The following is an 18,073-nucleotide window of genomic DNA, read 5'->3' as shown; positions in this document are numbered from 1 at the left end:
AACGAAAAGGTTGTTACCGGGCTGATTGATAAAGGGAAGTTGGTCATCGGCGATGACGGTAAGGTGGTTGGACTGGACGATCAGCTCAAAGTTTTACAAACGTCGGATGCCTACTTGTTTAAAACGAGGATAAGGGCGGCGGTGGAGGCTTCAAATTTAAAGGGACGCTCACTGTTGGATGGTAAGGATCAGTCAAGGGCGATCAAGGTGATGAAGGTCGGTTACTTTGGAAAGCAATTGGCTGAATCCACTAAAGGTAATGAAGGGCTGGATACGGCCCGAGAAAGTTATTTCAAATAAGAACGGAGGATAAATCAAAATGAGTAAATTCATAGAAACAACATACGGAAACAAAAAGAAATTCTTAAATTCCCTGATCACTATGTCGCGGTAGCAATCACTGTGAGTAACGCTGGCGTTACGGCAAATGCTGACGGCAAGAAAATTGTTCGTGCTGGCACCATCCTTGGAGGGGGAATTCTTGCTGACGATACTGTACTCGCTGTTAAAGCAACCACTACAACAGGGGTATCGAACGCCGAGGGCGTGCTTTTGAACGATACCGATGTAACGTCCGTCCGGCTCCAGGTGCTCTTGTTCTTCATGGGTTCATTAATAAAAATAAAATCCCGACTGCTCCTACCGCTGAGGAAATTGTAGCATTGAAGCAGATCGCATTCATCGACTAAGAAAGGGAAGGTGACAATTAACTATGAATATTCAAGATTTAGTAAGAGCTCCAGAGATCGCGGCTTATATCGCTGCTAATCCATCAAACACAATCCCGTATTTGGGTGCCACGCTGTTCCCAGCATCGAAGAAACTAGGACTTGATCTCGGGTGGATCAAAGGTGCAGGTGGATTGCCAGTCGCTCTGATGCCTTCAGAATTTGATACAAAGGCTACATTGAGGGATCGAATCGGATTTGGCAAAGTAGAGACTGAAATGCCGTTTTCCGTGAAGCTATGCTCCTGAAAGAGAAGGACCGCCAAGAGTTGATGAGACTATTAGAGTCTCAGAATGGCGCTTATGTCGAATCTCTGATCAAACAGATCTATGATGACCGAGCCAGCCTGGTAAGCGGAGCTGAAGTCAATGCAGAACGCATGCGCATGCAACTCCTCTCTTCTGGCAAGATTCGAATCACTGCTAATCGGATCGATCTGGATTATGATTACAAGATGAAGGCGGGACACAAGACCACTCTCACAGGCACAGATAAATGGGATGATCCGACCGCTAATATCGTTGCAGATATTAAGGAGTGGCAGGATACGATCGAAGATGAGCAAGGTGTCCGGCCAACTAAGGCAATTTGTACCCGTAAAACATGGAATAACATCTTGGCAAATGAAAAAATCCGCTTGGACATGAATCCGCTGGGTGGACAAAACATCATTATGACTGATGCGCTTATGCGGCAATACTTGGAGACTAAACTGGGAGTGACCATCGCAGTATATAACAAGAAGTATGCTCTGCAAGATGGCAGCAATCACTTATTCTACCCAGATGATTACTTCACGTTAATTCCGGATGGATTTTTGGGAAAAACATGGTTTGGTACAACTCCAGAAGAAGCCGACCTGATGAGCGGTGCAACCAGCGCAGAAGTTTCTATTGTTAACACCGGCGTTGCTATCACTACTATTAAACAGCCGCACCCTGTGAACGTCGAAACAATTGTTTCAGCGATCACGTTGCCGTCGTTTGAGACTATCGACAACATCTTTATTGCCAAGGTTGTTTAAGGAGGGCTTAGCCTCTCCTATTTTTTTTGAAAGGATGATATGCGTCCGAGAACGTATTGAAGTTCCATTGATTACCGGGGCCAAGTACAACAAACGGTTTTATAAAGCCGGAGAATCTATTCATATCTTACCTACTGAAATCGATGCCTTATTAAGGACGGTGTAATCCGCCGTGATGATGTGCCGGAATTTGATGAGGCAGACGTATCTCTGGAAGAAATGAAGCTTCCGGCTCTTAAAGCTTACGCTAAGGAGAACAATATCGATCTTGGGGGAAGCAAGCAAGAAAGATGAAGTGCTAGCAGTGATCCAGGAAGCCATCCATGAGCGGAGAAAGCGAAGGAGGACGAGTAAGATGCCAAAGGTTAAGGCGGCTGATAAGAAATTTACCGGAGTGATCGCGGGGGTCCGCTTTGAAAATGGCATTGGTGAAACGGAGGATGCCAAAGCGTTAGGCTACTTTCGGTCCCGGGGTTTCGCTATGGACGAAGCGACAGCACCCGCCGTAACATCAAAGAAGGAAAAGGGAGCTGATCCCGATGCTGAGAAATCTTAAACTGCTGCTGGGATTGGAATTGGATGGAGCGACGGATCAAGACTATCTCCTTGAATATTTACTGAATAGCACGGTACGAAAAATCCTGAATTACTGTAATCTCTCGGAGTTACCGCCTGGGCTAGAGGATGTGGCAATAGAGATTACTCTTAAACGATACCGGAGCCAGCAAATGGATACCAACACAGAGCGGACAGTTAAGGCAATCACGGTCGGGGGAGTCCGGACAGAATTTGCTGACAACAAAAGCGGCGGAGGCATTGATCAAATGATTGATGCCTTTCGTCCGCAGCTTAACCGTTACCGCCGGATGAGGACGTTATGATAGGGGCGGGTACTTTACCACTATCTTTCCGCTAATCAAAAACGCTGAGTTGTGGTTCAAGTCCAGCACATTGGAGGACGGTCCGCACGGTGGAGAGGTTACGGTCTGGTCGGGTTCGGATTACACCGAAGCATACAAGGAGCCATTTAGTAGCGCTCTAGCACTGCAGGAGTATGGCCTTCAATTGGATTGCCAAGACCGGATTTTCTGCCGGCCCAATGACAGTTTGGTAGAAGGAGTTGGAGCGTACCTGACAAATCGAGAGGGTGAGCCAGATTACATTGTAGTGAGTGTTACCCCTTGGCCTGAACATTATGAGTGCTTGCTGAGGAGGCGGTAACGGTGGAGATAGAGATCGATATATCAGACACCTTGGCAAAGTTACTGAGAGCAGGCAAAGATGTGAAACTTTTATCCCTAAAGGCTATGGATAAAGGCGGGCTTATTGTGGAAAGGGATGCCAAGCGGCTTGCACCGGTTGGTGATACAGGCCATCTAAGAGCGCGGATAGGTCGCAAGGTTATCGACAGAGGAAATGAAATTGTTTGTGAGGTTGGGACCAACGTCCATTATGCCCCTTATGTGGAGCTGGGTACCGGTATTCATGCCTCCAACGGCCAGGGCCGACAAACACCGTGGCGATTTAAACTGCCAAACGGCAAGTGGGTAACCACCCAAGGGATGAAACCGCAGCCGTTCCTACTCCCGGCACTTCGGAGAAATGAATACAACGTTAAATACGCGGTCGCCGCTGAGCTGAGGAGGCTGCTAGCAAAATGATGACTAATATGAAGCCGACTATTAAAGAGGCTTTAAAAACACTGGGCTACCCGGTTACAACCGATTACCCGGAGTCTATGCCGTCGTTGCCGTCCATTACCTTTTATGAAGCGACTAACCAAGACGCTAATGCCAGCGACGACGAAGCGGCAGAGGCATACATCGAGTTTTATATCCAAGTCTGGGGAAATGGTACGGAACAAATTGAACCTCTCTCACAGGGCGTGGATGAGCTTATGAAGGGTATGGGATTCTGGCGTACATTTGGAACGGATGACTTGTCTGGTGAAGTGAAACGAAAGATTCTGAGATATACCATTATGAAGGAGGCCTGACAATGGCTAAGATTTTGAAAGGTTTTAAGAATTTGAAGTTGTTCCCGATTACTAAGAATGATGCCACAGGATATACAGCTGGTGTGGCGGTACCCGTTTCAGGTGCCCAAACGTGCAGCATGGAACCAGATTCCTCTGATTGGTCCATTAACGCGGATGATTCTGTCTATGAAGCAGGAACGGATTTGAATGGATTCAATTTTACACTTACACTTGCGGAACTGCCTCTGGAGATCCGGGCTCACTTCGAAGGTGGAACCTACGATACAACATCGAAGGTCTATTCCTTCCATGCGGATAACGTAGCTCCTGAGATTGGAATCTCTTTTCAGGCGCTCACTTCTGACGGAAATTACCGGATGTTCAAGGTCTACGCTCTTCGATGCTCTGCCATCGCTGATGCAGTCAATACTAAAGGTACTGGAGACTCTGCTACAGCGATTGAGATTAAAGGCAAGGTTACTCAAGTGAAAAAGAACAACCTGGTAAAAGACATGAAGGATACCACAACGGCTGCGGATCTCACTTGGTTGGAAACACTCACTCCTATCCCTGCATAAATAAACAATCGAGCTCGGCTATTGTCGGGCTCTTTCTCTTTGTAAAATTACGATGGAAGAAGGTAAATAAATGTTCAATTTTAAGAGAGACAAAAGTATTACCGCCTCCCTGCCACAAGATCAGATGCTGCACGGGATTAAGGTGAAGAAGCTACCACTCGGTCAATATATCAAAGCTCTGCATGCTATAGAGAACCTGCCTGAGATCATGCTGAAGGAATTGTTTCCGGGGATGAAGCCCGATCAGGTCCTCGACAAGCTGAAGGCCATTGACGAAGATACGGTGTATCAGTTGGTATCCCGATTGCTGCGTGTAGTGCCGGAGCAGTTCCTGCGGCTTGTGGCGGAGCTGATCGATACTGAGTTTGAACATCTCCAGGACAACTTGACACCGAAAGAACTGTTGGAGGTGTTGCGGGCTTTTTGGGCTGTTAATGATATGACGGATTTTTTCGTCCAAATCAAAATGATGATGGGGGGATGGAAAGCAAATCCGCTGGCGGCTCTGAAGCTTGGCTCCAAAAAATAATTGCCGCAGCCCAGTCTATCGGAATTGGGAAGCGGGCATTACTAGAAGACTATTATCTCGATGAGTTTATGGTAATCCTCCAGGAGCATAATAAGATGCAGATGCCCTCAGAGAAACCGAACGATGAAGAAGTCTTTGCTGATGAACTTTTCTAATATCCCGCTATTCCTTTATTTGGTACAATAGATTCAAAATTTGATTGTGCCGGGGGAATGTATATGGCGTATAAGCTTTGTGCTAAGTGTGGTACTAAAAATAATGGTTCTGATATGTATTGTATAAACTGCAACGCCTCGATTAAAGATGCTATTCCTTACGAGAAGGAAGAAACAATCGATTATTTCAAGGAACATTTAGAGAGAAAAAAAGGGCAAAAGTCTGAATTGAACGATGCCGATAAATTCAAGCAAACTAAAGAAGGTTTTGTATTTGGAGTAGGGTGCCTGATATTCGGAATTCCAGTTGGAATAGTGCTCTCTTTAACTGGAATAGGAGCTTTGCTTGGTATCCCTCTTATCTTAGCCTCAATTGGCATGCCTATATATGGAGCATTGCATATGAGGAATTCTAAAAAGCTAATCTGTCCTTCTTGCAGCCATTCCATTTCCATTATAGGCAATGAAACTGGGGTCACATGTCCAACATGTAAAAAGAGGCTTGTTTCACAGGGAGAACGATACATTGTAATCGATTGAGCCGAAAGGCTCTTTTTTATTGTCAAAAAGGCAGGTGGAAATATGGATTTAGGCGATATGATAGTAAACATCCGACTACGCACCGATGCGCTGGAGCGAGGGATGGAACAGGCAAGAAGGGAATTGCAGCGTCTCCAAGACCAGACCCGCCGAGCGGCTGACCAAGAAGAACTCCAAGCGGCCTATACGAAAACAGGTGTAGTGGGCGCTGCTGCATTTGCTATGATCGTTGCGGCAATTATGAAAGGCGTATCCGCCTATAATGAGTCAACAAACGCCATGTTGGGCTTGAAATCAATAGCTGAGAATACGGGTAATAGCGTGTCTGGTTTGCAAAAGGCAATGGCTCAATTAACTTCAGATGGTTTAATGCCAGTTTCCAATGCTGCTACTGGACTTAAAAATCTATTATCACGAGGGTTTGGTCTTGAAGAAGCCGTTGATATCATGAATCGCTTCAAGGACTCAGCTGCCTTTGGACGGCAAGCCTCACTCACATTTGGGTATGCCATTCAGTCAGCTACTGAGGGTCTAAAAAATGAGAACTCAATTCTCGTTGATAATGCTGGTGTAACCAAGAATGTGTCGGTGATGTGGAAAGAATACGCTAAAGAACTCGGCAAGTCATATATGGAGTTAACCCTAGCGGAGAAGCGGCAGGCCGAGTATAACGGCATTATGAAAGAAACGCAGCATCAGCTAGGCAATGCTGCTTTATACACACAAACTTTCTCAGGACAGCAGGCAGCGTTAGGAGCCTCCACGTTGGTTCTTGCGCAGAATTTTGGAGCTTCACTAATACCTGTTTTATCAGTTTTGGTAGGTGTGATTAAGCCAGTTATTGATACCATCGGCATTTTTGTTAAAGATAATCCTGAGGCCGTGGCGGCAATTACAACATTAGGCGCAACCTTTACGGGATTGATTGCTGTTTTCGGAGCTGCTACGGAAGCAGCAAAGCTTGCCATGATAGGTCTAGTTACAAACCCTGTGATCCTCATCCTTGCAGGAGTTGCTGCTGCATTCGCCGCTGTTACAGTAGCTATCCACAACAATAGGGTTGCAACTGAAGAATTAGAAAAGGCTCAAGATGATCTACAACGGGTTTAGGAAAAGGGTATTCAAGAGAATGAAATAGATGTCTATCAAGAAAAGGTTGCCGCCATCGATGAACTGATCCGGTATTACGAAGCTTTAACTAGCGTAGCTGCCGAAAGCGATTCAGCTGCTATGGGTAATAACATCGGCGCATTGGATTCTGCTGCTCGCGATTTGCATATCTCCATGAAAGATCTTGAAGAGACAGCCAATAAGTTCGGAATATCTCTGGATTTTATTGACAAGAACGGGAAGATTGCTGCGGTAACCACGCAAAAACTAAGAGATGTACAGATGGATTTAAACAAAGCGATAGACGATGCGGTTAAAAAGTCAAAAATTCTTTCTGCTTCCCAAGTTAGCGATAGTGCAAGTACAGTAGCCGTAAAAGCAGCTGAAATCCTTCAGTCTAAAAACTTACTGAAGCAATATAAGGCAGCGAAAGAAGGTACGGCAGACTGGACATCAGCTCAACAAGAATTAGCCAAGCAGTTTCCTCAGTTTTCTTCAGCGGTAGGAATAAACGCGGATGCTATTCAAGGCCTTCTCATTGTTAAGGAGCGCGAGGTTGCACTAGAATGGGCAAGCATTAAAGTAAAAGCAATATCGGCTAGCCAAGAAACAAAAACAGCCATAGCTAAGCAAGAGGCCGCTATTATGATAGCAACCGCCATTACACACATAACCGGAAGTTCGGGGTTGGCTGAAGCAGCATTGAAAAGAATGAACGATGAACTTGCGAGGTTACGCGGAGAAGCGGCTGCTTTACAAGCTCTCGTCGAAGCTCCCGATCCAACTAAAGTCGAGGGATATGGAGTTACCCCAGTCATTGCACCTAAGTACCCTGACATCCCTAAGACAAAGACAAGTACCCCTAAAGCCTACGAAAACACGGCACTAGATGAAGCCTACAAGAAGTTGGAACACTTGAAAGCCCTTGATCAGCTCGCCGTGGCGGAGGAACTGAAGATGCTCCAAAACATCCAATCGAAGTATGTGAAGACTGGCGACGAGCGGATGGATATCGAAGAACGGATTTATGCAGTCAAGAAGACAATGGGTGACGCGTCCTTAGAGAAAGCGCTAGATGATTACAACAGGTCTGTGACACTTGGTAAATTAAATGAGGCGCAGGAGATTGAACGGTTACAACGGATTCGGAAATTATATGCCGACTCTGCAGAAGAACGTAAACAAATTGATGATATGATTTTTGAAGTCACTCAGAGAAAGATTGCTGCCGAGAAACAGGCCCGTACAGATGCTGTTAAATATGTAAGCGATCAGTTAAAGGCAGCTTATGAGGATCGAGTCGCTCGTGAGAATTTATCCGATACTGAAGCCTATAAGCTGAAGGACAAACTATATAATGATCAAATCTATTTAAATAAATCCTATCTAGCAAAAGTACTTGCTGATGATAGGTATACCGCGGCTGAGAAAAGGGGAATTGAGCGACAAATTACTGAGGAAATCCGATTGGCCACAAATGAACGACTGCAACTGCAAAAGGATTACGCTGAGGACACGAAAAAAGCTCAAATCGATGGTATCAATGACCTCGCTAAAGGCGTTCAGGATGCTCTCAAAGCAAAGTACACCGAAGAGAAACGATTACAAGAAGACAGCATTAAAGCAGCGCAGGCGGCAAATGAGGAGTGGAAGAAGGCACAACTTGAAGTTGTCCAGTCTGCTTACAAAGCCCGAGTAAAAGCTGCTGAGGATGCTTCAGAAGCTGAAATTGCCGCACTGGACAGAGTGCTCAATGCTCAAATCGATGCGATTCAGGCGGAATTGGATGCCCTTGAAGATGCTCAAAAGCAGAAGAATCGAGCCGATGTTGATGCTGAGGATGCCAAGAAAATTGGACAACTTACTTCAAAAATTGATTACGAGCATGACGATTACAATCGGGCACAACTTCAAAAGGAATTAAATAGGGTCCTGGCTGAGCAAGAGAAGCGGCGTCAGGAAGAACAGTTGTCTGATAAGAAAGATGTTCTTAACGAAGAGAAGAAAACACTGCAAGATCAGCTAAAGGCAAAGACCGATGCCATTAAGCAGCAACTGCTCGACAAGAAGGAACTCATGGAAGCTGATTACGAAGCGGACCAAGTCCGGATTAATAATGTCTATGAGGCTCAGAAGGCTTCTCTGGAAAAACAACTCATAGATACGCAGGCTCATTATGCAAAACTATTGGAAGCCAAAAACCTGCAGGCTGAAGCTGAGAAAATGATTATTGAAGACCAGCAGAAGGATATTCTGAAGTTACTGACGGATTTTGGTGACTCTTACCATATCACGGGTCAGACATTGGGAGAGAAGATGTACCAAGGTTTCAAGGTTAAAGTGGATCAGATCAGCAGCTTGATTGCCGGTATTAACTCTCAGATCGACGCCGCTAGGAATTCAGCAATGGCCGTTCTTAATCAGGCTGCTGACGCCAAAAAGGCTGCAGCTGAGCAAAAGGCTAAAGGTGCGGTCAACTCTGTTCCACCAGTGGTACAGGGCACAGTAGTATCGGTCAGCCAAACATTTAATACGCCGGTGACTTCCCCATCTGATATTTCTAGAGCGGCACGTTTAGCAGCACAATCACTTGTGTAGGGAGGAGGAACAATGCAGAAATTAAGCTATACGAATGACCGAGGGGGTAAGGTTGTCTTTGAGAATCTCCGACCTTTTATTCTTTCACATATTGATGGAATAGGAAGTGTGGATACGGATGTCCGGAAGACGACTGGTCCTTTCCAGGATGGATCTACGGTGTACCGGGTAGCGATTAAAGACCGTTTGCTCTCTATCCAGGGAGCGATATTGGCAAATAGTAGGGATGAGCTTTATGCCCTTCGTCGCCAACTGTCTCAAATTCTTAACCCAAAAATAATGGGACAACTGGTTTATCAAAATGATGACAGGGCCTATACGATTGGTGGTATTGCTGAATCGGGCCCTATATGGGGGGAACGATATGCAAATAACCAGTTGTTCACCGCCTCGTTCCTTTGTCCGGATCCGTATTTACTGGATGAATTTGATTCTTCGGATCTTATTGCGACATGGATTGGTGGGCTGAGTTTTCCGGTTCGGTTTCCGAACCAATTCGCTACCCGCGGGGCAAAGAGTGTAAATGTGATAAATGAGGGTGATGTTGATACTCCGGTAAGGATTGAAATCTATGGACCCGCCACAAACCCTTGTATCACTAATCATAGTATTGATAGGTATATCAAAGTAAACCGAGTATTACTTAGTGGGGACAAACTCACGATTACCACGCATTTCGGTAATAAGCGTGTAGAGATCCAAGCGCCAAACGGATCCAAAGTTAATGTGCTCCACTGGATAGATCCAAACAGTTCCCTTTGGAGTTTGCAGCCTGGGGATAATATTGTGAAATACACAAGCGACGACCCAGAAGGAATTGAACCGTTTGCGATATCTATTAATTATCGCAACCGATATTTCGGGGCGTAGAAAGGGTGACATATGGAGAAGTTCAGGTTCTTTAATTCCACGGAATCGGATATTCGGGAATATACAGCAGCCGACTATGCTGAGTACTTTGGATTGTTTTTGTCGGACGGCTTGTATACTGAAAATGGCAATGCGGGCTTACGTGTAGTAACAGACGCAGGTTTAAACTGCAGCATTGAGAGTGGCTACGCGTTGATTCGGGGGTACATGTATCATAATGATTCGTTGCTGATCAAAACCCTTGCGCCAGCAGACACCATGCTTGACCGTATTGATCGGGTCGCGTTGCGATTTGACGAGGTTGCCCGAGAGATTAAGGTTGTCATTAAGAAAGGAATCGCAGCAAGTAACCCTGTGGTGCCCGCATTAACAATTACAGCCACGGTCAAAGAATTAGGGCTAGCTCAAATTCATGTTAGAAAAGGGGCAACTACACTATCTGTGGCGGATATCACCGATGAGCGCCTTACATCCGCTGGCCTGGTATCGAGCTTAATTAGCATTCCAGCAGCAGAAATGTGGAATGTCTGGAACAGCTCTTTAGCCAGCATACAGTCTGCCTGGGATAGCTGGTTTGCAACCATACAGAATACGGTCGGGAATCGGCTTGCTGTAGGGGATACAGCACCAGCAAACCCTATAGCGGGTGATGTTTGGATGCATACGGGGGTGTAAGCTGTGGCTGGAATCGTACGCATTTACGACATCGAATTCAATTGGATTGGTGAAATTGACAACCATGAAAGCCTGCAGTTTACACGGCGTTTTTACCGTGAAGGAGAATTTGAACTGCACATCGCCGTAAATAAACAATATGCTGATGCTCTTCAAAAAGATTGTTTCATAATGATTGATAATGACGGCCAACGATCCGGAATGATTGAGGGCCGGGAGTTGTACCTTACAGAGCAGGGAATCGAGACTGTTGTCGTAAAAGGTAGGACACTAGGGGGTATCCTGGACCGACGTGTCACGGTGTCCGATACCTATGATCGCATTCGGGGGCCGGCAGAAACGGTCATGAAGCATTATGTGAATAATCACCTTGTCAACGGAACTTACGCAACCGGCATCTACGCCGCGCGGAAGATTCCGTTTTTTGATATTGCCACAGATCAAGGCCGAGGAATAGAAACGCCTTGGCAGACAAGGTATGAGCCACTACTAGGGGTAACCGGTCAGATTGCGAGTTTCTGCGATATGGGTTGGTTCACAAGTTTGAATGTACTGACGAAACGAGTCACTTTCGACATACTGACGGGCCGGAATATCACCGATAAGCAAGACATTTACCCGCCCGTTATTTTCTCGACGGAGTTTGAAAATGTCACCAGTCAAAAGTTTGTGGATTCGGATAGTCAATTCAGGAATGTAGGTTATGCTGCGGGAAAAGGCGAGGAAGCGGATCAGCTTGTGCTTGCCGTTGGTGCCGGCACGGGAATTGAACGCCGAGAGGTATACATCGATGCTTCAAGCGCAGAGGATGTCGATGAGCTGACCACCATAGGTCAACAGAAGCTCGCGGAGTATAAGCGTGTGCAAACCTTTGAGGGTGCTGTGGTGGAGACGGGTAGTTTCATTTTTGAGCAGGACTGGTTCCTAGGTGACATCGTTACTCTACGGGATGCCCATTGGGGTGTTTCAATGGATACCCGCATCACTGAAGTGCGGGAAATCTACGAAGAGGATTATAAAGTAGAGGTGCAGTTTGGTGACGAGATCCCGACCATCACTACTGTAGTCCGTCAGTTGCAGAGCGAAATAAAACGCCCGCAGATCATGTCACAATCTGGGGGCACAGGAGAACAGGGCCCAGCAGGACCGCAGGGTCCCAAGGGCGACACAGGTCCAATCGGTTTACAAGGCCCTAAGGGAGATCCCGGAGCAACAGGTCCTCAAGGTCTACAAGGGCCAAAGGGGGATACGGGTGCTGTTGGGCCGCAGGGGCTTAAAGGAGATCCTGGTATCCAGGGTGCGCAGGGCCTTGTTGGTGTTAAAGGAGATACGGGCGCTCCAGGTGTCCAGGGTCCAAAAGGTGATACCGGGCCGCAGGGCATTCAAGGCGTAAAAGGTGATACTGGAGCAACCGGTGTTCAGGGACCCAAAGGAGATACAGGACTGACCGGATCGGCGGGGGCTAAAGGAGATCAGGGCATTCAGGGTGTAAAAGGGGACAAAGGCGATACGGGTTCCCAGGGACCGGCGGGACCTACCAATATTGCTACGATAACAACCTTAGGCGCCGTGAAGGTAGGTAATAATTTAACCATAGCTTCGGACGGAACTTTGCACGGCAATAGTAATCCGGAATGCATCACGATTAAACAGGAAATCTTTACGGTCCAAGCTGGGCAAACCCTATTTAATTTAACAAAGGGTAGCTATAATCCAGGAACAAATACGCTTTTCTGGTATTTGCACGGTCAGAAGCAAGTGAACGCTGCCTTGGTAGAGACTTCAGCTACGAGCTTTGAAATTCCTGTAGGTGTTATGACCGGGACGGATATACTGGTCGAATACATTGAAACGGTAAATGTAACCATTGGCTTAAAAGGTGAAAAAGGGGATACCGGACTACAAGGTGTGCAAGGTTTGAAAGGAGACACAGGATCGCAGGGGATACAAGGGATACAAGGGATACAGGGATTGGCTGGTGCGCAGGGTGCTGACGGAAAAACATGGTATTCAAGCACAGCTGTTCCCGCGAATACCCTTGGAGTCAGTGGAGATTTTCACATTAATACATCAACGTGGGATATCCGAGAAAAAACAGCCGCAGCAGTGTGGACGCTTCGAGGCAATATCAAGGGTGCGACAGGTGCTCAAGGGATTCAGGGTCTGCAGGGCATCCAAGGCGTGAAGGGAGACATCGGGGAAGTAGGTCCACAAGGGGCACAAGGATTCCAAGGATTACAAGGAGTGAAGGGTGACACCGGTGCAATTGGACCAAAGGGAGACACTGGTGCACAGGGGAACATTGGATTAACCGGCCCTCAGGGTCCTAAAGGGGATCAGGGGGAACCAGGAGCGGCTGTGGCCGATAGCGTGGAATGGGCGAATGTACTTAGCAAACCTACGAATTTGGCCAAAATAACCATGGCAACACTAGCACCAACAAGCCCATTATCGGGCGATTTTTGGTATAAGGAGGTTTAATAATGGCAGATAAGAACTTTCAAATGACACAACGCAACAGCGCAAATACAGCATGGGATAATTTATTTCCTCTTACAAAAGGGGGGAATGTGACTGCAAGCAATGGACAGACTGTTGATACTCATGTGGTGGATACCTCACATGTTCGTTATGCACCGGATACAGGTACAGCAAATGCCAAAGTAGTCACTCTTAACCCTGCCGCAACAGCTTATGTTGATGGGCTACCTGTTGCGTTCAAAAATGCTATTTTAAATACAGGAGCAGTAACGATAAATGTAAACGGTCTTGGCGTTAAACCGGTGCTGAAGTCCAATGGAGGCGCGCTGGTGAGTGGTAGCTTGAAGGCGGGGAGTATCTATACCATCAGGTACAATTCAACCACTGGAAATTTTATCTTACAGGGTGAAGGAGGTGAGTATGGAACAGCAGCAGTTGCTCAAGTATTGACCGGATATACATTAGGAACAGACTCCGGAGTTATTGCGGGGAGTATGCCGAATAACGGTGCGCAGAACAAGTCCCCTAGTACAGTGGCTCAAACAATCCCCGCAGGATATACTACAGGCGGCACAGTTTCGGCTGTAACGGGTACTGCAGTAGCATCCGACGTACTAACGGGGAAAACATTTTCGTCCGCAGCAGGTATATCCTTAACGGGTACAGCTGTAGCGGGCAGACGTTCAGCTACTGGCACCGTAGCTTGGGGGTCGGGTCTGATCCATCTCGGATTGACCTTTGTACCCTCTGTTTTACTCGCCCAAAGTATCGGTTCAAGTGGGGCATATGCTAAAGCGTGGATTAATAACACATGGGTTAAATTTGACGGTTACTCATCTGAACCGTGGGACTATCACACGAGTAAACCTACGAACACAAATGTGTATATAAATATGGGCTCTTATGTTAATGGCATATCTGTGGTTTGGTTAGCAATCGAATAGGGGGTCGTAAGAATGGAAATTGGAAGACGTGTATACTTTGATAAAACGTCAGGAACTATTGTTCAAATAACTGGAGAGCGTTCCGGCGATGTGGAAGAAATCACAATAGAAAGAGAATTTGAGTTATACGTGAGTCTATCTGAACGGGTTAGAGATACGGTTGATGTCATATCTGTGGATTACGGTGCATACGCCCAAGACTTCATAGAAGGCCGCTTAACAGGCATTGACCCTAATAAGAAAGAACTGTTATTCAGTTACCCTGACCCTGAAACGCCTGGTGAGTTTACACCGCCTCAGCCAGCGCTTTCGATTCAAGTGACGTTGCTGAAGGCACAAGTGCTAGCTCAGTCGGATCGCTCTGATTTTATGGAGGAGCTCATTGCCGAAATGGCATTGATGGTATATCAGTGATTGTCGGAGTGGTGATTTGGATCATGTCAAAATTGGAGGGAGGTGATGATATGATGGCGATGTTTTTTGCACAGCGTGTAATCTTGGGTAAGACGGCGTATAAAGATGTACCAAGCACACTTAAACCAGCAGTAAAAGAAATTCTAATCGACTCTGACCTGGAATACTTAACCGAAGAATAGTTTCACAGCAGCGCCCATTGAGGCGTTTTTATTTTGCCCTCGGAGTCGATCCGGGGGCTATCTTTTTTACAAGGAGGCCACAAGGATGGCTGACCTAACCATAAAACGGGGAGACACCTTTATATATACAGCTCAGTGGGCAGGAGTTTCGCTCTCTGATCTACGATCACAAGTGCGTGATAGCTTGGGTAGGCTAGTGTCTGAGGTATCGATATCCGAAACGGACGATGCAGATATATTTTTACTGACGGTATCCGACACCAGTGAATGGCCAGTTGGCACTCTGTTTACCGATATCCAGTGTATTGTAGGCGAGATAACTCTTAGCAGTGTGACGATGACCATCAACGTTGCAAGGGATGTGACACAATGAGCGACGTTCCAATCAATGTAACACCGGGACCGGGGCCAGCGACGATTGTTATTAGTACAGGCATCGGTGGCGGTAGTGGATTGCCGGGGCCTACCGGACCACAAGGACCAAAAGGTGATACTGGAGAGACAGGCCCCGTGGGTCCTCAAGGTATTCCGGGCGTACAGGGTCCAATCGGACTGACTGGTGCTATGGGTCCCAAGGGAGATCACGGTGATACTGGTCCTCAGGGGGCAACCGGAGCAGCAGGAGTTAAAGGCGATAAGGGAGAAATCGGAGCTCAAGGCATACAAGGACCTCAAGGATTAATAGGAGCCACTGGTCCTAAAGGTGACACTGGGTTAACAGGTCCAAAGGGAGACAAAGGGGATACAGGCGCTCAGGGTATCCAAGGTGTAAAGGGCGACAAAGGAGATCCCGGAGAACAAGGTATCCAAGGTGAACCCGGACCACAAGGTATTCCGGGTACGTCAGGTTCGGGTGGTGGTACTACTCTGCTGGTTTCCTACACCTACAACGGTAACCCGGTTATCCAACATACAGCAATAGACACCGGAACGAGCACCATTACGGCAGCTGCCCATGGTCTGACAAACGGTATGATAGTATTCCCAGCCTGGAATAAGGGTCAGTCAACCGACGGTGCTGTGTACCCTACAGGAATAACACAGACGATTCACTACGTAGTCAACGCAACAGCTGACACGTTTCAGTTATCATTGACAATCGGAGGCGCTGCAGTGAATATCACGGCGCTAGGTGCAAAACCATATGGCTTTCACTTTCAAAGAGCGATTATCAAAAGTTTCTTGCTGGACAACCTGGGGTCACAATCAAAAGCCGCGGTAAAATGCCTGCTGTTTAGTAGCCAGGACGACAAAAACTACGGCTGGGATATTCGCCCGAGTGACTGGCCCTTTTTGAATGACTTATTCCCGAACACGCTAGGCGGTAATAATTATTCTACTGGCAGAATGGGTAGCCGGGGTGTGGTTTTGGACATATCATTCGACGCTAGACGTAGCCGACGCACAGTAATGACCAGTTACGTAGCCCAGTACAACGACAATACCGCGGCACAAGGTACCGACAACAAAATAGGCAGAATATATACTGAGAACCCAACACCATTTACTGCCCTTCAGGTGGGATTTTACGCACCATTAACTGCGGCGTATGTTGCTAATGGTTCTATCGTGGAGGTGTACAGTGCATGATGCAGTTAGTTTATAACGCGCAGACCGGAGAGTCCGAATTGGTAGAGCTGCCGGACGAGCCAGCGCAAGGAGCAGAGCCGGAGCCAGTTATAGAGCCGATGGACGCCGAGCGTATAGCTGCGCTGGAGACACAGTTGCGCCTCGCCAATGCACGTATTGAGGTGCAAGTTGAGCGCGGAGATTTTGTGGAGGATGTTTTAGCAGAAATGGCGATGCAAGTTTATCAGTAACGATCGCAGAGAGGAAAGAAAGTTGGGCAACGATCTAACCCGTGACAAGGTACCATATTAAACACAGGCACGCTCTCCGGGGCGTGTTTTTATTCGTATATCGAGAACAGGGAGATGGGTCAGATGGCAGATGGGGGAACAGATCAACAAGGAGGGACTGATGATGTAGTGCCACTACAACGATTGGAGGATGTGGAGGAGGGGTTGTCTACATTGACCCACGAGTTTACGCGTTTGGCAGCTGAGAATGTCACGGCTAATACGAAGCTTAAGCTACTAGAAGAGAACGATCACCGGCACGAGGAGAACATCAAGCAGATCAAGGAATCCACGATCAAGATGGAGATCCAGTTCAGCGCCATCATGGGGAAATTCGATAGCCTAGAAAGCAAAATATTCTCGTTGCTTCAGCAGGCCAACAAAGATAGTGGGTCAGAACGTAAAGCCTGGATGGACATGATCAAATATATTATCGGCATCACCATTGGTGTCATTGTAGCTAATCAATTTTTAGGGAGGTAAATAATGATCAAGGACAAATATCCAATCGAACGGCGTTATATTGATAAGCGACATAGCGTTCGGCCCGGCACCAGGTTAACCTCTGGTACGCCGGGCTTTTTAGTTGCTCACGATACAGGTAATCCAGGAGCGTCTGCAGATAACCATTTTACTTACTTTCAAAATCTCAAAGATCGATCAGCCTCTGCTCAGGTTTTTATTGATGATAAAAAGATACTGGAGATCATACCAACGGGAACCGGTCCGGATCCTGCCGAAAAAGCATGGCATGTGTTATACAACGTAATCACTGACAACAAGCTCTTTGGGGATGACGCGAATGACATTGCCCTGGGCGTGGAACTTTGCTATGGAGGTAAGATCGTCTTTGAGGAGGCGTATAAGAGGTTTGTTTGGTACATGGCTTATTGCTGCGACAAGTGGGGACTAAATCCACTGTTGCATATCCCAAGTCATAAGCAGTTGGATCCATCCCGTAAGCGAGACATCGATCAAGCGCTGAAGACTGCAGGTAAGACGCTCAAAGACTTACTTTATGATGTGGCTGCAGAGATGCAAGAGCAGCCTATAGTTATCGTCGCGCCTGCGGCTATACAACTGCCTGCCGTTGTGGCTCAGCTGCTGATCGATAATTACGTATCCCCGGCATGGTTTGAGGCACATAAGGCTGGCGATGCGGTAGGAGCGACACACTTCCATAACTTAGCCGATAACCTTCGGATGGCTGCCTGTATGCCATTACAGCCAGGCGCAAAGGCTCCATTTAAGCAACTGCCCAAGTCTAATGCTCAAGAGCTGATATTCCGGTGGCTCTCATCCGGATGGCAAGGAGCTAGGATAAAAGGCGATAAAACAGCAATGGCTTACTTTAACAATAGGGCAAATCACCTGCGGCGAGCTGCAGGGATGCCGATCGAATAGGAGG

Annotated in this window: 25 protein-coding genes; all 25 read left to right on the top strand. The window is 47.0% G+C overall.

Features of this window, described 5'->3' with window-relative positions; all coding sequences use genetic code 11:
* On the top strand, positions 1 to 300 hold a 300-nt coding region (locus tag PWYN_RS02915; RefSeq protein WP_036648089.1), incomplete at its 5' end, for a phage scaffolding protein.
* A 102-nt stretch (positions 301 to 402) separates the two neighbouring features.
* The gene (locus tag PWYN_RS02910; RefSeq protein ID WP_240479660.1) at positions 403 to 660 is read left to right on the top strand and encodes a hypothetical protein; all 258 of its coding nucleotides are present in this window, start codon (positions 403 to 405) and stop codon (positions 658 to 660) included.
* Between the two features lie 52 nt (positions 661 to 712).
* Positions 713 to 976 carry a major capsid protein gene (locus tag PWYN_RS30255; RefSeq protein ID WP_276203399.1) on the top strand — a complete coding sequence of 88 codons (264 nt, stop codon included), beginning with the start codon at positions 713 to 715 and terminating at the stop codon, positions 974 to 976.
* Between the two features lie 23 nt (positions 977 to 999).
* On the top strand, positions 1,000 to 1,752 hold the full coding sequence (locus PWYN_RS02905; protein WP_276203401.1) for a major capsid protein: 753 nt from the start codon (positions 1,000 to 1,002) through the stop codon (positions 1,750 to 1,752).
* Positions 1,753 to 2,107: 355 nt separating this feature from the next.
* Entirely contained in the window at positions 2,108 to 2,308 is a 201-nt protein-coding gene (locus PWYN_RS02900; RefSeq protein ID WP_036648087.1) for a hypothetical protein, read from the top strand.
* A complete protein-coding gene (locus PWYN_RS02895; protein ID WP_036648084.1) occupies positions 2,292 to 2,633 on the top strand; it encodes a phage head-tail connector protein in 342 nt (113 codons plus the stop codon). Before PWYN_RS02900 ends, PWYN_RS02895 begins: the two co-directional genes overlap by 17 nt.
* Positions 2,634 to 2,975: 342 nt before the next feature.
* Positions 2,976 to 3,413: an HK97-gp10 family putative phage morphogenesis protein gene (locus tag PWYN_RS02890; protein ID WP_052087700.1), complete on the top strand. Its 438-nt coding sequence runs from the start codon at positions 2,976 to 2,978 to the stop codon at positions 3,411 to 3,413.
* A complete protein-coding gene (locus PWYN_RS02885) occupies positions 3,410 to 3,748 on the top strand; it encodes a hypothetical protein (RefSeq protein ID WP_036648082.1) in 339 nt (112 codons plus the stop codon). The genes PWYN_RS02890 and PWYN_RS02885 overlap by 4 nt, the downstream gene beginning before the upstream one ends.
* Before the next feature lie 2 nt (positions 3,749 to 3,750).
* On the top strand, positions 3,751 to 4,308 hold the full coding sequence (locus tag PWYN_RS02880) for a major tail protein (RefSeq protein WP_036648079.1): 558 nt from the start codon (positions 3,751 to 3,753) through the stop codon (positions 4,306 to 4,308).
* 70 nt (positions 4,309 to 4,378) lie between these two features.
* Positions 4,379 to 4,837, top strand: a complete 459-nt coding sequence (locus PWYN_RS02875) for a hypothetical protein (protein WP_036648076.1) — start codon at positions 4,379 to 4,381, stop codon at positions 4,835 to 4,837.
* On the top strand, positions 4,789 to 4,992 hold the full coding sequence (locus PWYN_RS02870) for a hypothetical protein (RefSeq protein WP_036648075.1): 204 nt from the start codon (positions 4,789 to 4,791) through the stop codon (positions 4,990 to 4,992). The genes PWYN_RS02875 and PWYN_RS02870 overlap by 49 nt, the downstream gene beginning before the upstream one ends.
* A 63-nt stretch (positions 4,993 to 5,055) precedes the next feature.
* Positions 5,056 to 5,532, top strand: a complete 477-nt coding sequence (locus tag PWYN_RS27760) for a hypothetical protein (RefSeq protein ID WP_052087699.1) — start codon at positions 5,056 to 5,058, stop codon at positions 5,530 to 5,532.
* Positions 5,533 to 5,634: 102 nt separating this feature from the next.
* Positions 5,635 to 6,642, top strand: coding sequence for a hypothetical protein (locus PWYN_RS02860; protein WP_157261069.1), 1,008 nt, complete (start codon positions 5,635 to 5,637; stop codon positions 6,640 to 6,642).
* Between the two features lie 120 nt (positions 6,643 to 6,762).
* Positions 6,763 to 9,240 (top strand): hypothetical protein, encoded by a 2,478-nt coding sequence (locus tag PWYN_RS02855; RefSeq protein ID WP_036648068.1) that lies wholly within the window; start codon positions 6,763 to 6,765, stop codon positions 9,238 to 9,240.
* A 12-nt stretch (positions 9,241 to 9,252) separates the two neighbouring features.
* Complete coding sequence (locus tag PWYN_RS02850) at positions 9,253 to 10,110, top strand: phage tail family protein (RefSeq protein WP_036648066.1); 858 nt, start codon at positions 9,253 to 9,255, stop codon at positions 10,108 to 10,110.
* Positions 10,111 to 10,122: 12 nt separating this feature from the next.
* Positions 10,123 to 10,785, top strand: coding sequence for a hypothetical protein (locus tag PWYN_RS02845; protein WP_052087698.1), 663 nt, complete (start codon positions 10,123 to 10,125; stop codon positions 10,783 to 10,785).
* Between the two features lie 3 nt (positions 10,786 to 10,788).
* Positions 10,789 to 13,266, top strand: coding sequence for a Gp37-like protein (locus tag PWYN_RS27755; RefSeq protein WP_052087697.1), 2,478 nt, complete (start codon positions 10,789 to 10,791; stop codon positions 13,264 to 13,266).
* Positions 13,267 to 13,268: 2 nt separating this feature from the next.
* Positions 13,269 to 14,210 (top strand): hypothetical protein, encoded by a 942-nt coding sequence (locus PWYN_RS27750; RefSeq protein WP_052087696.1) that lies wholly within the window; start codon positions 13,269 to 13,271, stop codon positions 14,208 to 14,210.
* A gap of 12 nt (positions 14,211 to 14,222) precedes the next feature.
* Positions 14,223 to 14,624, top strand: coding sequence for a hypothetical protein (locus tag PWYN_RS02830; protein WP_036648064.1), 402 nt, complete (start codon positions 14,223 to 14,225; stop codon positions 14,622 to 14,624).
* Between the two features lie 23 nt (positions 14,625 to 14,647).
* Positions 14,648 to 14,806, top strand: coding sequence for a CD1375 family protein (locus PWYN_RS02825; RefSeq protein WP_157261068.1), 159 nt, complete (start codon positions 14,648 to 14,650; stop codon positions 14,804 to 14,806).
* Between the two features lie 85 nt (positions 14,807 to 14,891).
* The gene (locus PWYN_RS02820) at positions 14,892 to 15,179 is read left to right on the top strand and encodes a hypothetical protein (RefSeq protein WP_036648058.1); all 288 of its coding nucleotides are present in this window, start codon (positions 14,892 to 14,894) and stop codon (positions 15,177 to 15,179) included.
* Positions 15,176 to 16,396, top strand: a complete 1,221-nt coding sequence (locus PWYN_RS27745; protein ID WP_036653896.1) for a collagen-like domain-containing protein — start codon at positions 15,176 to 15,178, stop codon at positions 16,394 to 16,396. Before PWYN_RS02820 ends, PWYN_RS27745 begins: the two co-directional genes overlap by 4 nt.
* Positions 16,393 to 16,626 (top strand): hypothetical protein, encoded by a 234-nt coding sequence (locus PWYN_RS02810; protein WP_036648056.1) that lies wholly within the window; start codon positions 16,393 to 16,395, stop codon positions 16,624 to 16,626. Before PWYN_RS27745 ends, PWYN_RS02810 begins: the two co-directional genes overlap by 4 nt.
* 123 nt (positions 16,627 to 16,749) lie before the next feature.
* A complete protein-coding gene (locus PWYN_RS02805; protein ID WP_036648054.1) occupies positions 16,750 to 17,148 on the top strand; it encodes a hypothetical protein in 399 nt (132 codons plus the stop codon).
* A 3-nt stretch (positions 17,149 to 17,151) separates the two neighbouring features.
* On the top strand, positions 17,152 to 18,069 hold the full coding sequence (locus tag PWYN_RS02800; protein WP_036648052.1) for a peptidoglycan recognition protein family protein: 918 nt from the start codon (positions 17,152 to 17,154) through the stop codon (positions 18,067 to 18,069).
* Positions 18,070 to 18,073 lie beyond the last annotated feature (4 nt).

The sequence above is a fragment of the Paenibacillus wynnii genome (genome assembly GCF_000757885.1).
Taxonomy (GTDB): domain Bacteria; phylum Bacillota; class Bacilli; order Paenibacillales; family Paenibacillaceae; genus Paenibacillus_AQ; species Paenibacillus_AQ wynnii.
This window is presented reverse-complemented; position numbering and strand designations above follow the sequence as displayed.

Excerpts from the sequence above, each read along its gene's own strand:
- PWYN_RS02875 (WP_036648076.1), top strand. The coding sequence starts at position 4,379 with ATGTTCAATTTTAAGAGAGACAAAAGTATTACCGCCTCCCTGCCACAA.
- PWYN_RS02800 (WP_036648052.1), top strand. The coding sequence starts at position 17,152 with ATGATCAAGGACAAATATCCAATCGAACGGCGTTATATTGATAAGCGA.
- PWYN_RS02880 (WP_036648079.1), top strand. The coding sequence starts at position 3,751 with ATGGCTAAGATTTTGAAAGGTTTTAAGAATTTGAAGTTGTTCCCGATT.
- PWYN_RS27750 (WP_052087696.1), top strand. The coding sequence starts at position 13,269 with ATGGCAGATAAGAACTTTCAAATGACACAACGCAACAGCGCAAATACA.
- PWYN_RS02860 (WP_157261069.1), top strand. The coding sequence starts at position 5,635 with ATGGAACAGGCAAGAAGGGAATTGCAGCGTCTCCAAGACCAGACCCGC.
- PWYN_RS02895 (WP_036648084.1), top strand. The coding sequence starts at position 2,292 with ATGCTGAGAAATCTTAAACTGCTGCTGGGATTGGAATTGGATGGAGCG.
- PWYN_RS30255 (WP_276203399.1), top strand. The coding sequence starts at position 713 with ATGAATATTCAAGATTTAGTAAGAGCTCCAGAGATCGCGGCTTATATC.
- PWYN_RS02900 (WP_036648087.1), top strand. The coding sequence starts at position 2,108 with ATGCCAAAGGTTAAGGCGGCTGATAAGAAATTTACCGGAGTGATCGCG.
- PWYN_RS02850 (WP_036648066.1), top strand. The coding sequence starts at position 9,253 with ATGCAGAAATTAAGCTATACGAATGACCGAGGGGGTAAGGTTGTCTTT.
- PWYN_RS02870 (WP_036648075.1), top strand. The coding sequence starts at position 4,789 with ATGGAAAGCAAATCCGCTGGCGGCTCTGAAGCTTGGCTCCAAAAAATA.
- PWYN_RS02905 (WP_276203401.1), top strand. The coding sequence starts at position 1,000 with ATGAGACTATTAGAGTCTCAGAATGGCGCTTATGTCGAATCTCTGATC.
- PWYN_RS02805 (WP_036648054.1), top strand. The coding sequence starts at position 16,750 with ATGGCAGATGGGGGAACAGATCAACAAGGAGGGACTGATGATGTAGTG.
- PWYN_RS02830 (WP_036648064.1), top strand. The coding sequence starts at position 14,223 with ATGGAAATTGGAAGACGTGTATACTTTGATAAAACGTCAGGAACTATT.
- PWYN_RS02855 (WP_036648068.1), top strand. The coding sequence starts at position 6,763 with ATGGGTAATAACATCGGCGCATTGGATTCTGCTGCTCGCGATTTGCAT.
- PWYN_RS02845 (WP_052087698.1), top strand. The coding sequence starts at position 10,123 with ATGGAGAAGTTCAGGTTCTTTAATTCCACGGAATCGGATATTCGGGAA.
- PWYN_RS27745 (WP_036653896.1), top strand. The coding sequence starts at position 15,176 with ATGAGCGACGTTCCAATCAATGTAACACCGGGACCGGGGCCAGCGACG.
- PWYN_RS02810 (WP_036648056.1), top strand. The coding sequence starts at position 16,393 with ATGATGCAGTTAGTTTATAACGCGCAGACCGGAGAGTCCGAATTGGTA.
- PWYN_RS27760 (WP_052087699.1), top strand. The coding sequence starts at position 5,056 with ATGGCGTATAAGCTTTGTGCTAAGTGTGGTACTAAAAATAATGGTTCT.
- PWYN_RS02825 (WP_157261068.1), top strand. The coding sequence starts at position 14,648 with ATGTCAAAATTGGAGGGAGGTGATGATATGATGGCGATGTTTTTTGCA.
- PWYN_RS02820 (WP_036648058.1), top strand. The coding sequence starts at position 14,892 with ATGGCTGACCTAACCATAAAACGGGGAGACACCTTTATATATACAGCT.
- PWYN_RS02885 (WP_036648082.1), top strand. The coding sequence starts at position 3,410 with ATGATGACTAATATGAAGCCGACTATTAAAGAGGCTTTAAAAACACTG.